This is a genomic window from Pseudonocardia sp. (genome assembly GCF_025465255.1).
Lineage (GTDB): Bacteria > Actinomycetota > Actinomycetes > Mycobacteriales > Pseudonocardiaceae > Pseudonocardia.
Genome location: NZ_JAODNI010000010.1, coordinates 1 through 13,931 on the forward strand (window position 1 = coordinate 1; position 13,931 = coordinate 13,931).

The window sequence follows — 13,931 nt, forward strand, 5'->3', positions numbered from 1 at the left end:
GGTCGATGTAGTCGATGACGTAGACGCCCATGAGCAGTCCCACGGTGACCGTCGCCGTTCGACGTACTCGGGACGGCGTCCACTCCGACTGTGCGATCGAATCGGTCCCGGTCTGCCCCATGCGGCCTCCGATGTCGTGACGTAGGGCAGATTGTTGGCGCGCGACCGATGCGCTGGCTTCGTCGAGCCCGACGAAGAGGTCGGGAGGATCCTGGTGGATCCACCAGTCGGTGCGGCGGATCCGGTCCCGGTCGCCGGGGGCCGAGCCTGCGACCGGGCAAGCGTTCCTCGACCGCCACAACCGGATCCGACGTTCGCGGCGCCGGGCGACGACGGGCGTTGCCGGCCGATCAGGCGTTGATCGACAAGCCGCGGCGGGAGCTGTCGGCGCTGACGGGCTCCGCGCCGTCGAGGTGCAGCCGTGCGGCGATCGCAGACCTGGCGGAGCACGGTCCGGCGATGACGTGGCGGGGTGAGCCTTTCAACAGCGCCGGTACACCCGACCTGCGCGGGTGGGACGGTAGACGCCCCCGTCGACGATCACGGTGCCGTTGACGAGCACGTGCTCGATACCGGTCGGTGCCGAGGTGGTGTCGGAGTAGGTCGTCGTGTCGCCGACCGAGTCGAGATCGAAGACCACCAGGTCGGCCGCGCAGCCCGGCCGGATCCGGCCGATCGTCGGCAGGCCGACCCGTTCGGCGGCGAGCCCCGTCATCTGGTGGATCGCCTGCTCGAGGGACAGCAGGCCCTCGGATCGCACGAAGTGGCCGAGCATCCGGGGGTAGGCGCCGAAGGCTCCGCGGTTGGGGATGCCTTCACCGGTGACGATCGCGTCGGTCTCCAGTGCGGTGTACGGCAGGCCGAGGACCTCGCTCAGCGGCGCGTCGGACCGCATGCTGCCGGCCGAGCCGATCACGAGCATCATCGTCTCGCCGCGGTCGGCGACGAGCAGATCCATGGTGGCGTCGAACGGGTCGCGGCCGGTGCGCTCCGCCAGCTGGGCGAGCGACGTGCCCTCGTGCTCGCGGTACTGCGGGGACCCGACGGTCAGCAACCAGATGTTGTCGTACCCGAGCGACGCGATCATGTTGTCGGTCCAGCCGCCGGACGGGGTGGGCCACCGGGGCCGGCCGTCCTCGATGCTGCGCCGGATCTCCTTGCGGGTGCGGGGGTCGTCGAGCCGCGCGGCCACGTCGTCCATCCCGCCCTCGACGGCCCACGGCGGCAGCAACGCGGCCAGCGTGGTGTTTCCGGCGATGTAGGCCTGGCAGTCCGTTGCGACGTCGATCCCCCGCCTGCGGGCCCCCTCCAGGGTGTCGATCGCCCGGCCGATCCGTGGCCAGTTCGACTCCCCCAGTGCGCACAGGTGCGAGAACTGGGTCCGGACCTCGCCGTGCGCAGCGATCTCGACCACCTCGGAGACGGCGTCGACGAGGGTTTCCGACAGTCCTCGGCTGTGGCAGGTGAACAGCCGGTCGACCCGCCCGACGAGGGTGGCCAGGTGTGTCACCTCGGCCGTCGTGGCGTACATGCCCGGTGCGTACGCCAGGCCGGCCGACATCCCGAAGGCGCCGGCGGCGAGGGACTCCTCGAGCAGCATGGTCATCTGCCGCAGCTCGGCGGCATCCGGTTCCCGCTTGGCGAAACCCATCGTGGCGATCCGCAATGCGCCGTGGGCGGCCAGCGGCACCACGTTGAGCGCGACCCCGGCATCGTCGAGGGTGTCGAGGTAGCCCGCCATCGTCGGCCAGCTGCTACGCGAGCCCCGCGAGCGGAGGAACGAGGTGTAGCCGCGCATCTCGGGCTCGAAGGCCGGTGCCGCCGGTGCCGGGGCGAACCCGCAGTTACCGGTGACCAGGGTCGTGATGCCCTGCTGCAGGAAGCAGCTCAGGATCTCCTCGTGCCGCGGGTCTGCCAGCACGAAGTCGGAGTGGCTGTGGATGTCGACGAAGCCCGGGCTGACCACCTTCCCCCGGGCGTCGATCACCCGTTCGGCCTGCACGCCGTCGGGGAGGGTGCCGACGTAGACGACGTCGTGTCCCAGAACGCCGACGTCCGCGACGAACGCCGGTGCGCCGGTCCCGTCCACGACCAGCCCATCACGGATCAACAAGTCCAGATTCACGCCGCCGCCTCGATCGCTGCCGTCAGATGTGGGGTGAGCTCGATGTTCCCGATCAGGCCGGGGCACGCCGTGATCGCGGCCTCCATCGCCAGCCGGACCGACCCGACGATCGGCGAGGCCTGCGCCTCCCGCCAGGACAGGCACAGTGCCGGAAGAGTGCTGCGCAGCCGGACGCGAGCACGGAACCAGGCGTCCTCCGAGACCCCGCCCACCAGGGCGAACGGGGTCGGTGGGTCGTCCTCGCCCCGCACCGCCGTCGCGGCGGCCCGGGCGAACTCCACCAGCGCGGCCGCGGCCGCGTCGACGATCCGTTCGGCTTCCTGATCGCCGGTGCTCGCGTGGTCGAGCACCAGCGGGGCGAGCGCCGCGACGTCGGAGGGCTGCATGTGGAAATGCATGTGGTCGATGATCGACTGTGGTTCGGTGAGCCCGAGCTGCCGTAGCACCGGGCCGCGCAACGAGGTGCGAGGTCCGATGTGGTCGTGCTCGCGGAGTACCGCGATCAAGGCACGACGGCCGATGTCGTAGCCGCTGCCCTCGTCGCCGAGCAACGCCCCCCACCCACCGGCGCGTGCCTCCCGGGCGTCGTTTCGGGCGAAGGCCACGGAGCCGGTGCCGGAGATGGCGACCACCCCGGACGACCCGGTCCCGAACGCGCCCTTCCAGGCGCCCATCGCATCGTTGGCCAACGACCAGTCGATGTCGGGTGCCGCCTCGCGCAGACCGTCCGCGAGCGCGGCCTCGACCTCCTTGGTGTCCAGCCCCGCCGCGCAGACCGCGGCGAACACCGGCGCTCCGGGCGGCGTGTCGCCGAGCGCCGCGCGGACGAGTCCCACGAGCGAGCGACCGCTGCCCTGCAGGCCGTGCCGGTGGACGTTGGCCCCAGGGCCGCCCACCCGCCCGACGACGGCGCCGGTCGAGCTGATCGCCGCGCAGCGGGCGTGGGTGCCGCCGGCGTCGACTCCCACGAAGATCATATGAGCAGTCGCCGCATGTCGGTGTTGACCTGTTGGTGGACCGCGGCCGCGGCCCCGCGCAGCGTGGCGTCCGCGCCCAGCCGCGACGGGATGACGGTCGGCGGGTGCGGCAGCACATCGGCGAGCCGGCCGGTGAGCTCCGCGTCGAGTCCCCGGCCGTATCGGAGGATCTCCTCGCCGAGGACGATCACGCCCACGTCGAGCACCGCCGCCACGGCCAGGCAGGCGGACGCCAGGATCTCGGCGATCCCGCTGGTCGACGCCGCGTCCGCCGCGCCGTCCTCACCGACCGCGCGCATGTGGTCGAACAGCGTGGTCTCGAGCGGGCCGAAGTCACGTGATCCGCGGACGCCGGACGGCGCAGGCAGGTATCCGATCTCGCCGGCCGCGAAATGCACGCCCCGATGCAGCGCGCCGCCCAGGATCAGACCTGCGCCCAGACCGCCGCGGACGCCGAACATGACCAGGTCGGACGAGTCGTGCTCGCCGAAGGCGTGCTCGCCCAGCGCGGCGAGGTTGAGGTCGTTGTCGACGACCACCACCTCGGTCCGCACCGTGGCCCGAACCTCGTCGAGCAGCCGGACGTCACGCCAACCGAGGCTCGGCGCCCACTCGATGGTGCCGGTCAGCGGGTCGGTGACGCCGGGGACCGCGAGCCCGATGCCGACCACGCGCTCCAGGCGCCCCGCCTGCCTCGCGAGCCAGCGGACGAAGGTCGCCGGACTGCGCAACGCCGTCGGCGGGACCTCGTGGAGCGAACCGGCGACGATGCCGCCGTTCAGGTCGACGAGGGCGTACCGGGCGGGCTCGCCGCTCAGGTCCACCACCAGCACCGTGCGGGATCCGGCGTTCAGTTCGTACAGGTCGCCCCGCCGGCCGCCGGTCGCCGGCCCCTCGCCGACCGGGGTGACCACACCGGCCTCGGTCAAGGTGGTCACCACTGCCGAGACCGTCGGGCCGCTCAGACCCGTCTCGCGCGCGATGCCCGCCCGGGTCATGGCACCGATGCGGCGCAGGGTCTCCACGACCGCGCGCAGGTTGACCTCGCGGATGTACCCGCGGTCGGCCGTGCGGACGTCAGACATAGGTGGGCGACCGGTTCCCGGCCTGGTCGAAGACACCGTGCAACTCGGGCCGGCCCCCTGCAGTACTGACGACGGCGATGTTCGCGCGCGTGACGAAGGACTGGATGCGGAAACCCATCACGACGGTCGAGCCGACGGGCGCGGTCTGCGGCGTACCGCTGATGTAGCCGTAGTAGTCGATGCCCCCGAACCCGCCGGTGGCGCCGGATCCGGCGCCGTGGAACTCCGAGCGGTGTTCGTGGATCTCCTCCAGGCTGTTGCCCACCATGGCGGTCCGGCGGAAGCCCGGGTCCAGCCACACCGGATCGTCGACGAAGAAGCCGCCGCCGTAGACGTAGGCGCGGTCGCCGACGTGGTGGGCCACCTCGGTGACGTAGCAGGCGGCCGGGATCTCCGGCAGGTCCTGCACTAGGTGGTACGGGGTGGTACCGAGGAACCCGTGCCCCGGCTCGACGTGGGTGGCGCCGAGCTCGGCCTGCGTGCGCAGGGTGTACACCGAGGTGTTGCCGGGGGCGTTCACCTGGCGTACCTCCAGGCCCATCCCGGCGAGGAGGTCGCGGGCGCGCAGCAGCGTCGCGAAGTTCTCGGTGGGGACGGGTTTCGCCGCCTCGGAGTAGGCCAGCGCCGGGAAGGTCGTCACGCCCACCACCCGCACACCCGGCAGTGCCGCGATCTCCTGCGCCGTCGAGCGCAGGTCGTCGATCAGCACGCCACCGTCCATGCCCGGCAGGTAGGTGTCCCTGGCCGGGTCGGCGACCCGGATCAGCAGGTCCTGCGTGCGGCCCTGCCGGTGTGCCTCGGCCGCGATCTGCCGGGCCTTGGCCGCGCTGAAGACCGAGATGACCTCGGGCTCGGCGGCCACGATCCGCGGGATGTCGATGGTCGGCACCTGCACCAGGTTGCCGATGTGGCCCAGCCGGAAGCCGTGCGCGAGCAGCGCGTTGGCGTCGGTGATGTCCACCGCGACGGTTTCACCGCCGCCGGCGCCGACCAGCACCTCGGTGATCACCGGGTTCCGGCCGATCTGCTTGGTCATGAAGTACAGGTCCAGCCCGACGGCCTCGGCCTCGGCCCGGATGACGGCGGCGTTCGCCGCGATCGCGTCGCGGTCGAGCACGAACGTGTTCGGCGGGATCCGCCGCTGCAGCGCGAGGTCGGCCGCCGCGGTCAGCAGGGCAGGATTACGCCGCCTGAGGAGCTCAAGAAACACTGGCCACCACTTCGTTGAATCGGACGTCGAGGCGATCACCGCTGTCGGGATCGAAGGCCAGCGCGTGTGCCCAGTCGACAGCCGGGTCGACCGGCGTGTCGGCGTCGAGCACCTCGTCATCGCTGCGCACCGCGACGAGCTCGTCGCCCCGGTCGGTGGTGATCGTGTACTTCACCTGGCCACCGATGATCTCGCGGGTGAGGATCCGGAAGGCCGACGACTCGCTGCGCGTGATGCGCAGATGCTCGGGCCGGACCCCGAGGTCCAACCGCTGCGGCAACGGGCCGCCGGGAGGCTTCAGCACCAGGCTCCCGCCGAACGCGGACAGCGCGCCACCGTCCTGGTGCTCGACCGGGATGAGGTTGAACGGCTGCACGCTGACGAAGTCGGCGAGCCACGCCGAGGCCGGCCGGCGGTACAGGGTCAGCGGGTCGGCCACCTGCACGAGCTTGCCTGCGCGCATCACGGCCACGCGATCGGCGATGCTCATCGCCTCTTCCTGGTCGTGGGTGACGAACACGGTGGTGGTCCCGAACTGCCGGTGCAGCTTGGCGAGCTCGGTGCGCATCTGGCGCCGCAGCTGCGCGTCGACGGCCGAGAACGGCTCGTCCATGAGCAGCAGGGCGGGATGGGACACCAGCGCCTTGGCCACCGCGGAGCGCTGCCGCTCACCACCGGAGACCTCGTGCGGCTTGCGATCGAGCAGGTGGTCGATGCGCTGCCAGCCGGCGACCTCGTCGATGCGCCGCTGGATCTCCTCCGCCGGCAGCTTCTGCATCGTCAACGCGAACGCGATGCTCTTCCGCAGGGACAGGTGCGGGTACAGCATCGAGGACTGGAAGACCACCGCAACGTTGCGCCGCTCGGCGGGGATGTCGGTGACGTCCTCGTCGCCGAACCGCAGTCGCCCGGAGTTGACGGGCTCCAGTCCGGCCAGCACGTTGAGCAGTGTGCTCTTGCCGCCGCCGGACGGGCCCAGGACCGCGAGCAGCTCGCCGGGACGGATCTCGAGGTCGACGTCGTCGAGGGCCGCGCGCGGGGCCTTGCCGTAGCGCTTGGTCACCGACTCGACCGAGATGCCGACCTGCAGGACTTCGGGTTCCATGACAGCTGTCCGTTCCTCAGAGGCCGACAAGATTCACCTTGCGGATGTAGCGCTGGAAGAGGCCCGCCACGAGCAGCGGCGGGATGAGGCCCAACACCGTCGCGCTCGCGACGTCGGTCGGGACCGAGACCTGGAAGAACATGCTCGACAACGCGGGCGGAAAGGTCTGCGCGGGCGTGCCGGTGTTGAAGATCAGGGCGAACGTGAACTCGTCCCAGGAGGTGATGAACGCGATCACCGCCATCGCCGTCATGGAATGCCGCGAGGCGGGCACGACGACACGTGCGAATGCCCGCCACCGCGAACAGCCGTCCACCCGGGCCATCCGCTCCAGGCCGGGCGGCAGGCCGCCGAAGAAGCTGGTCCCGATCCACACCAGCAGCGGGACGGTGATCGTCATGTGGGCGATGACCAGGCCGGTCTTCGTGCCCGACAGCCCGAGGCCCTGGTAGAGCGCGAAGAACGGGATGGTGGTCGCGACCGGCGGGATCGACCGGGTGGCCACGATCGTCAGCAGCCCGGCCTGGCGGAACCGCATCTGCACGCGGGACAGCGCATAGGCGGCGGGCACCGCGACGATCATGCTCAGCACCGTCACCCAGACGGCGACCTGTGCGCTGTTGAGCAGACCCTCCCGGATCAGCGGCCCGTACGCGTTCGGGCCCTGGGCGGTCCCGTTCCAGTCCGGTGCGGCGCCCCCGAGCAGCCGGACGTAGTTCGCCAGCGTCGGCTGGTGCGGGAACAGGTGGATGTCCGCCGACGCGAACTCGTGGTGGTACATCAGCGAGATCAGCACGATCCAGACGATGGGCACCACCGTCCAGATCAACGCGATCAACGCGAGGATGTGGATGAGAACCTTCCGTCGCATGCTCATGCCTCCGCCGCCTTGTCCTGCCCGGACCCGGGTTTCATCGCCGCGACGTAGTAGCCGGCGGTCAGCACGGTGACCACGATCAGCAGGATCCAGGACATCGCGGCGCCGGGGCCGAAGCTCAGGTCCTGGAACGTCTCCTGGTAGATGGCGTAGGTCAGCGTCTGGGACGCACCCCCCGGCCCGCCGGACGTCAGGAAGTAGATCAGGTCGAACGCCATCGCCGCCTGGCCCCCGACGAGCACGACGTAGATGGCGAACGGAAGCCTGATGTAGGGCCTCGTGATCGTGCGGAACCGCCGCAGGATGCCCATGCCGTCGACCTTCGCGAGCTTGTAGAGGTCGTCCGGGATCACCTGCAGGCTCGCCAGCAGGAAGTAGGCCCCCAGCGGGGCGAACTGCCAGGCGTGCACCAGGGCCAGCGCCGGGATCGCCGTGTTCTTCGACAGGAGATCGAGCGGTGGCAGACCCAGTTGCTGCGCGATCGCGGCGAGCAGCCCGTACTGCGGACTGAAGATGTAGCGCCACACGACGCCCGCCGCGTAGGTCGACAGCGACCACGGCAGCACGATCAGCGCCATCAGGACCGGACGCCCGACGAACCTCTCCCGCAGCAGCAGCGCCGTGCCCAGCGCCACGGCGGAGGCCAGCACCGTCACGCACACGACGTAGTAGACGGTCAGCCACGTGGAGTGCCAGAAGTCCGGGTCGCTGAGCACCTGCTGGAAGTTGTCGACGCCGGCGAAGCGCCGGACCCCGGTGAAGGGGTTCGTGTGCGACAGGCTCAGGTACAGCGAGTACGCCACCGGGTAGATCACGATGGCCACGAGCAGGACCGCAACGGGCGCGACGAGCAGCAGACCGAACCTGGTCGGGCTGATCCGCGAGCTGAACGGGGTCCTGGGCCGACCGGTGGAACGCTCGACGGGGTACGCCGGACCCGGCGGCGCGGGCTTAGTTACCGTACTCATCGATCAGGCTCTCGGCTTTCTTCCGCAGCTTCTTCACGACGGCGGCCGGGCTCTCGTCCCCGTTGACCGCCTTCGGCAGTTCCCGGGACGCGTAGGTCATCCACACCGACCCCCACGTCGTGTGGAACAGGTCGGTCGCGACCTGCGGGTCGGTCAGGTAGTCCTTCAGGACCGGCCAGTTCGTCTCCGGATCGGGCAACCATCGCGCGACCGACTCGGCCAGCGCCGGGCTGTTGTTCACCGCGCTGTAGCCCTGGGTCAGGTAGTAGTTGCCCGCCCAGGCGTCCGGCACGTCGAACCGGCCGGTGCGCTGGTCGCGGTAGCCGAAGTGCTGGGCCAGGCCGTAGGCCTGCGCCAGGGTGGCGTCGTCCTGCCCGTGGTTGCCGATCAGGTACGCGCCGACGTGCAGCATCCCCCACTTCTGTCCCTGTTGCGGGACGGGGACGATCTTGCCGGCGACCTGCGACGTCTGCGGGTCGGAGAAGGTCTTGATGTCGTACTGCAGCTGTGGCGAGTACGCGATGCCGCCCTTCGCGAACGCCTCCGTCCAGTCCGACTCCTGGAAGGTCAGGACGCCCGGGGGCACCAGCCCCTCCCGGTACAGACTGCGCCACTGACCGAGCATGTCGACGACCTCGGACTGCTCGTCGAAGAGGGGCCGGCCACCCGGGCCGAACAGCGGGATGTTCCGGTTCAGCGCCTCCTGGATGAACCCGAACGGGATGCCGAACCCGGGCGCGGACCAGAACGACGGCAGGTATGGCGTGTCGCTCGCGCCGCGGCGCTTGATCAGCCGCACCTGGGCGTAGAGCTCCTCGTAGGTCTTCGGGTACTGACCTTCGAGGTCGGCCTTGCGCAGCACGTCCGTGTTGGCGAACAGCGCGCCGTTGACGAAGGCGAAGTACGGCAGCCCGATCAGCTTGCCGTTGATGGTCAAGGCGTCGCGGACGGCCGGCAGCATCTCCTCCGTGGCGGCGTCCTTGGCCCAGAACCGCTCGAAGTCGTGGATCCAGTTCGCCTCGGCGTACGCCTGGGGCATGTGCCAGAGGCTGTAGACCATGTCCAGCGGCGTGCCCTGGCGCAGCAGATTGGTCATCAGCGACGGGTAGTCACCGGCGATCACGCCCAGATCCACCCGGGCGCCGTAGGTCTTCTCGAAAGCCGCCACCTCGGACGTCACGAAGTCCGGGTAGGCACCCCAGATCCGCATCGCGAGGTCCCCACCACCGGTACTCGGCGGCGCCAGCGGCGGGCCTGCGGCCGGCACCGGCCGGGCATCGCCCCCACCGCATGCCTGAAGCAGAGGCGTGGCGCCGAACGCCAGTGCGGCCAGGCCGCCGGCCTTCAGGAATCGCCTGCGCGAAGTGCCGACCATATTCGGTAGCCTTCCTTCGGAAAGTTTCATAAGGTCTAGCTGGCGTGTCGGTGAACTGTCAAGAGCCGTCCCGTGACACGCCGGGGACGGCAGGCGTGGAGGTCCGCAAGTGACGCAAGGATCCGTTCTGCAGGAACCGGTGACCGGCGGCCGGGCAATGGCCGCCGAGATCGCGGAGCAGCCGGAGGTGTGGCGCCGTTCAGTCGCCGCACGCACCCGCCTCGCGCCCGTCGTCGCGGCGCTGAAGCGGAGGCAGCCGCGCTTCGTCCTGCTCGCAGCTCGCGGCACCTCCGACCACGCCGCCCTGTACGCGAAGTACCTCTTCGAGGTCGTCCACGGAATGCCGGTGGGCCTGGTCTCGCCGTCCACCGTGACCGCCTACGGCGCGACGCCGGATCTGCGCGACACGCTGCTGATCGCGGTCAGCCAGTCGGGCCAGTCCCCCGATCTGGTCGAGATGGTGCAGACCGGCCGCCGCCAGGGAGCGATCACGCTGTCGGTCACCAATGCGCCGGCGTCCCCGCTCGCGCAAGCCGCCGAGCTGCACATCGACGTCCTCGCCGGTGAGGAGCGGGCAGTGGCCGCGACGAAGTCCTACACCGCGCAGCTGCTCGCGCTGTACCTGCTGGTGGACCTGCTCCGCGACGGCGACGGCTCCGCCCTGGACGCGCTGCCGGCCGCCGGCGAGGCGCTGATCGCCCGGTCCGAGGACATCCGGGCGCTCGCGGCGCGCTACCAGTTCGCGTCCCGTCTCGTGGTCACCGGCCGCGGATACGCCTACCCGACCGCCCGCGAAGGCGCGTTGAAGCTGATGGAGACCTGCTACGTCAGCGCGCAGGCCTTCTCCGGCGCCGACCTGCTGCACGGCCCGCTGGCCATGGTCACCCCACAGGTCCCGGTCCTCGCCGTCGCCCCGGACGGGGTCGGAGGTCGCATCATGGCCGAAGTGCTGCACCGCCTGCAGGCCATCGGCGCCCATGTGTTCACGATCGGTGGCGCCCGGGCGATCGCCGCCTCCAGCGCCGGCCTGAAGCTTCCGGCCGGGGTCGAGGAAGAGGTGTCCCCGCTGGTCGAGATCCTCCCGCTGCAACAGCTCGCGCTCCACCTGGCGATCACTCGCGGGGAGGATCCGGATGTCCCGCGGGGACTGTCGAAGATCACGAAGACGTTGTAGGCGCGAAGAGGTGTCCGCCCGTCGCGACGTCGGAGAAGGCCGCAACCCAGCTCCGTTCGGCGCCGGCGGATGAAGTTGCGCCACAACAGGTCTGCCGCCGGAGCCGCGGCTCCGCGGGAAGGGCGCGCGACGGATCGGGCTCCGAGTGAGCGCGTCGTGGAAGGTCGATGGGGCGATCGGAAGACCCTGCTCGATCAGCACGCGCAGATCAGCACGACGCTCCGCCGCAGCGGCAGCCCTCAGTCTTCGTACAGCAGAGCGATCGCCTAGTCGTGGACGTCACACTGCTCGACCTCGAGGAGAACTGACACCGGCGCTCGCTCCGGCGAGAAGACCGGGCCGGAAATGTCGGTCCCCGTCCCGGTTCCTCGTCTATCCAGTCTCAGATGTGACGTGGCACGCGCTCTGTGCCACTTTGCAACACGCGCTGTGTCACCTTGCAACAAGCCGGGGCACCGGCGTCGCCCCAGACCGAGACGACCGCGCCCGGCTGCGAGCAGCTCCTGCACGGCCGGCCTGCTGAGCCGGATTCATCGGGAGTTCGCCGTGACGGTGACCGCGGGTCGCCGGAGGCGTTTAGCGTCCACCGACCGTGGGAACCGTCCGAACGCCTGCAGTCGCCACCCTCCTCGCCGCCGCGGCCTTCGCGATCCCGGGGGTGGCCGCGGCGTCGCCGGTCGTCCCGCCGGCGCGCCCGGTCGACCTGCAGGCCCACCGCGGCGGGATGGGGCTCTCGGTGGAGAGTTCGCTGCTGTCCTTCGGCACCGCGCTCGACCTCGGCGTCTCCACCCTGGAGCTCGACGTCCAGATCACCGCGGACGGGCACGCGATGGTCAGCCACGACCGGAAGGTCAACGGGGACGTCTGCACCGACACCGCCCCCGCCGCACCGGGTGACCCGACGTTCCCGTACGTGGGGAAGCTGGTCAAGAACCTCACGTTCGCGCAGGTCCGGACCCTCGATTGCGGCTCCGTCCGCAGGCCGAGTCTGCCCGCGCAGCGGCTGTCCCCGGGCGCCCGGATGCTCGAGCTGCACGAGGTGTTCGACCTCGCCGCGGCCCGGCATGCCGACGAGGTCCGGTTCAACGTCGAGACGAAGGTCGAGGCCGGAGCGCCGGAGGAGACCGCGCCGCGCGAGGAGTACGTCCGAACGGTGGCGGCGGAGGTGCGCCGCGCCGGCGTGGCCGACCGGGTGAGCATCCAGAGCTTCGACTGGGGCGCGCTCATGCGGATGCGCCAGGTGGCGCCCGAGCTGCCGATCGTCGCACTGACCAACGGCGACTTCCTCGAGGCGGGCAAGCCCGGGGCGTCGCCGTGGCTGGGCGGACTGGACATCGACGACTTCGGCGGGAACCTCGTCGCCGCCGCCCACTCGTTCGGCGCGGACACGATCTCCCCGGTGCAGGGCTCGCCGCAGTCCGGCGGGGTGACGCAGCCGGGGTTCGTGCCGTTCACGACGCGGGAGATGGTCGAGCAGGCGCACGCGGCCGGGATGCGGGTGATCCCCTGGACCGTCGACGACGTCCCGACCATGGACGCCCTGCTGGACCTGGGCGTCGACGGCCTGATCACCGACTACCCCGACCGGCTCCGCTGGCTGTTGCAGCGCCGCGGCGCCGAGCTGCCCCGACCGGCCCGGTGACGTCCCGGGGCCGGGGCTACCCGATCCCCGCCCGGGACACCCACCGCGGGAGACGAAACGCGCGTCACCACGAGCAAGGCCCAGCCAGCCGCTGTCGCCTTCCTGACCACGGCGTTCGGGTTCAGCGAACGCGTTGTCCATGCCGACGACGGCCCGGATGGAATCGTCCGTCACGCCGAGCTCACCTGGGACGCAACCTGGAGGACACCGACCACGGGAGCCGCCAGTTCGTCGTCAAGGACCACGAAGGCAACGTGTGGAGCTTCGGGGACCTGGTACGAGACCTGACCCCTCCTGCCGCACCGTCTCGCGCCGAAGACTTCATCGTCTCCGGCGGGAGGACGCGTCCTCGCAGGGGCCGCGCTCGCGCGAGGACCGGGACCGGCGCCGGTCCCCCGGCGGGCCCGCTGCGCCGGCGGTCGTCAGCGTCGCGACGAGCCGACGTCCCCGTTCTCGCGAACGACGATCGGAGCGCACGTCTTACCGTTGCGTCTCGCTGCGGTCAGAAGAACCAGTGTTCGGGTTCGGTTCCCCGTTCGGTGAGATCGCCGAATCGGCCGCCGAGGAAGGCCAGCGGTGCCCCCGCCCGGTCGCACACCTGCTCCACCCGGCCGACCACCACCTCGTGGTCGCCCGCCTCGAAGTGCCGGTCCACCGTGCACTCCAGATGGGCGAGCGCGTCGGGGACGACCGGGACCCGGTGGTCCCCGTAGCGCAGGGGGAGGCCGTCGAAGTGGTCCGAACCGCGCCGGGCGAACCGCAGCGCTATCTCCTCCTGCCGGGCGCCGAGGATGTTGATCGCGAATCGGCCGTCCCCGACCACGGCCTTCGTGGTGCGCGCACCGGTCGTGAGACAGACCAGCAGCAGCGGTGGGTCCAGCGACACCGAGGTGAGCGAGTTGACGGTCATGCCGTGCGGCCGGTCGCCGTCGAGGGCCGTCACGACCGCCACGCCGGTGGCGAAGCGGCCGATGGTGCGGCGCATGGTCAGCGGGTCGATGGTGGCCGAGGTCATCATGGGCTTCCTTCCGCCGGGGTCGACCCCGGATCAGACGCGGTATCGCACCTCGAAGGTCGTGACGCCCTCGTCGGAGCGCCACGGCCCGTGCCGCATACCCGGGGGGCGGCACGCGTACATGCCGGCGGTGAAGGTCTGTCCGAGCTCGAGGTCGGTGAAGGAGCCCTCGAGGATGTAGACCTCCTCCCAGAAGTCGTGGACCTGCACGCCGTTGGGGGTGGAGTCCGCGCCCGGCTCGTAGCGCAGGATCCGGGTCGCCACGCCGGTGGCGGGGTCCGCGGCCAGGATCCGTTCCTTGATCTTCGGGTCGCCGCCCGGGCAGAGCGTGTACTCCACGTCTGTCACCGGGAAGAATTCGTGCTCCGGTTTCGCCAT

At 70.7% G+C, this 13,931-nt stretch carries 12 protein-coding genes; 2 read left to right on the forward strand and 10 right to left on the reverse strand.

Features of this window, described 5'->3' with window-relative positions; all coding sequences use genetic code 11:
- Nucleotides 1-481: 481 nt before the first annotated feature.
- Genes JWP64_RS00945 through JWP64_RS00980 form a run of 8 tightly spaced genes read right to left on the reverse strand, consistent with a single transcriptional unit; the run spans nt 482 to nt 9,722 of the window.
- Nucleotides 482-2,125, reverse strand: a complete 1,644-nt coding sequence (locus JWP64_RS00945; RefSeq protein WP_297491055.1) for an amidohydrolase family protein — start codon at nt 2,123-2,125, stop codon at nt 482-484.
- Nucleotides 2,122-3,093 carry a BadF/BadG/BcrA/BcrD ATPase family protein gene (locus JWP64_RS00950; protein WP_297491057.1) on the reverse strand — a complete coding sequence of 324 codons (972 nt, stop codon included), beginning with the start codon at nt 3,091-3,093 and terminating at the stop codon, nt 2,122-2,124. Before JWP64_RS00950 ends, JWP64_RS00945 begins: the two co-directional genes overlap by 4 nt.
- A gap of 5 nt (nt 3,094-3,098) precedes the next feature.
- Complete coding sequence (locus JWP64_RS00955) at nt 3,099-4,187, reverse strand: ROK family protein (RefSeq protein ID WP_297491060.1); 1,089 nt, start codon at nt 4,185-4,187, stop codon at nt 3,099-3,101.
- Nucleotides 4,180-5,397, reverse strand: coding sequence for an alanine racemase (locus JWP64_RS00960; RefSeq protein WP_297491062.1), 1,218 nt, complete (start codon nt 5,395-5,397; stop codon nt 4,180-4,182). Before JWP64_RS00960 ends, JWP64_RS00955 begins: the two co-directional genes overlap by 8 nt.
- On the reverse strand, nt 5,387-6,502 hold the full coding sequence (locus JWP64_RS00965) for an ABC transporter ATP-binding protein (protein WP_297491066.1): 1,116 nt from the start codon (nt 6,500-6,502) through the stop codon (nt 5,387-5,389). The genes JWP64_RS00960 and JWP64_RS00965 overlap by 11 nt, the downstream gene beginning before the upstream one ends.
- A 16-nt stretch (nt 6,503-6,518) precedes the next feature.
- Nucleotides 6,519-7,379: a carbohydrate ABC transporter permease gene (locus tag JWP64_RS00970; protein WP_297491069.1), complete on the reverse strand. Its 861-nt coding sequence runs from the start codon at nt 7,377-7,379 to the stop codon at nt 6,519-6,521.
- Nucleotides 7,376-8,347, reverse strand: a complete 972-nt coding sequence (locus JWP64_RS00975) for a sugar ABC transporter permease (RefSeq protein WP_297491072.1) — start codon at nt 8,345-8,347, stop codon at nt 7,376-7,378. The genes JWP64_RS00970 and JWP64_RS00975 overlap by 4 nt, the downstream gene beginning before the upstream one ends.
- Nucleotides 8,331-9,722: an ABC transporter substrate-binding protein gene (locus JWP64_RS00980; RefSeq protein WP_297491075.1), complete on the reverse strand. Its 1,392-nt coding sequence runs from the start codon at nt 9,720-9,722 to the stop codon at nt 8,331-8,333. Before JWP64_RS00980 ends, JWP64_RS00975 begins: the two co-directional genes overlap by 17 nt.
- 157 nt (nt 9,723-9,879) lie before the next feature.
- Between JWP64_RS00980 and JWP64_RS00985 the strand changes: the two genes are divergently transcribed.
- Together JWP64_RS00985 and JWP64_RS00990 are read left to right on the forward strand one after the other, a co-directional pair.
- Nucleotides 9,880-10,896 carry an SIS domain-containing protein gene (locus JWP64_RS00985; RefSeq protein WP_297491124.1) on the forward strand — a complete coding sequence of 339 codons (1,017 nt, stop codon included), beginning with the start codon at nt 9,880-9,882 and terminating at the stop codon, nt 10,894-10,896.
- A gap of 649 nt (nt 10,897-11,545) precedes the next feature.
- A complete protein-coding gene (locus JWP64_RS00990) occupies nt 11,546-12,538 on the forward strand; it encodes a glycerophosphodiester phosphodiesterase family protein (RefSeq protein ID WP_297491127.1) in 993 nt (330 codons plus the stop codon).
- 502 nt (nt 12,539-13,040) lie between these two features.
- On the opposite strand, the gene JWP64_RS00995 is transcribed toward JWP64_RS00990, so the two are convergent.
- On the reverse strand, nt 13,041-13,553 hold the full coding sequence (locus JWP64_RS00995; RefSeq protein WP_297491076.1) for a flavin reductase family protein: 513 nt from the start codon (nt 13,551-13,553) through the stop codon (nt 13,041-13,043).
- A 33-nt stretch (nt 13,554-13,586) separates the two neighbouring features.
- Nucleotides 13,587-13,931 carry a cupin domain-containing protein gene (locus tag JWP64_RS01000; RefSeq protein WP_297491079.1) on the reverse strand — a complete coding sequence of 115 codons (345 nt, stop codon included), beginning with the start codon at nt 13,929-13,931 and terminating at the stop codon, nt 13,587-13,589.

What these genes read in the sequence shown, in the direction of transcription:
- JWP64_RS00965 (WP_297491066.1), bottom strand. Translation starts at nt 6,502, where the DNA reads ATGGAACCCGAAGTCCTGCAGGTCGGCATCTCGGTCGAGTCGGTGACC.
- JWP64_RS00985 (WP_297491124.1), top strand. Translation starts at nt 9,880, where the DNA reads ATGGCCGCCGAGATCGCGGAGCAGCCGGAGGTGTGGCGCCGTTCAGTC.
- JWP64_RS00975 (WP_297491072.1), bottom strand. Translation starts at nt 8,347, where the DNA reads ATGAGTACGGTAACTAAGCCCGCGCCGCCGGGTCCGGCGTACCCCGTC.
- JWP64_RS00970 (WP_297491069.1), bottom strand. Translation starts at nt 7,379, where the DNA reads ATGAGCATGCGACGGAAGGTTCTCATCCACATCCTCGCGTTGATCGCG.
- JWP64_RS00995 (WP_297491076.1), bottom strand. Translation starts at nt 13,553, where the DNA reads ATGACCTCGGCCACCATCGACCCGCTGACCATGCGCCGCACCATCGGC.
- JWP64_RS01000 (WP_297491079.1), bottom strand. Translation starts at nt 13,931, where the DNA reads ATGGCGAAACCGGAGCACGAATTCTTCCCGGTGACAGACGTGGAGTAC.
- JWP64_RS00980 (WP_297491075.1), bottom strand. Translation starts at nt 9,722, where the DNA reads ATGGTCGGCACTTCGCGCAGGCGATTCCTGAAGGCCGGCGGCCTGGCC.
- JWP64_RS00955 (WP_297491060.1), bottom strand. Translation starts at nt 4,187, where the DNA reads ATGTCTGACGTCCGCACGGCCGACCGCGGGTACATCCGCGAGGTCAAC.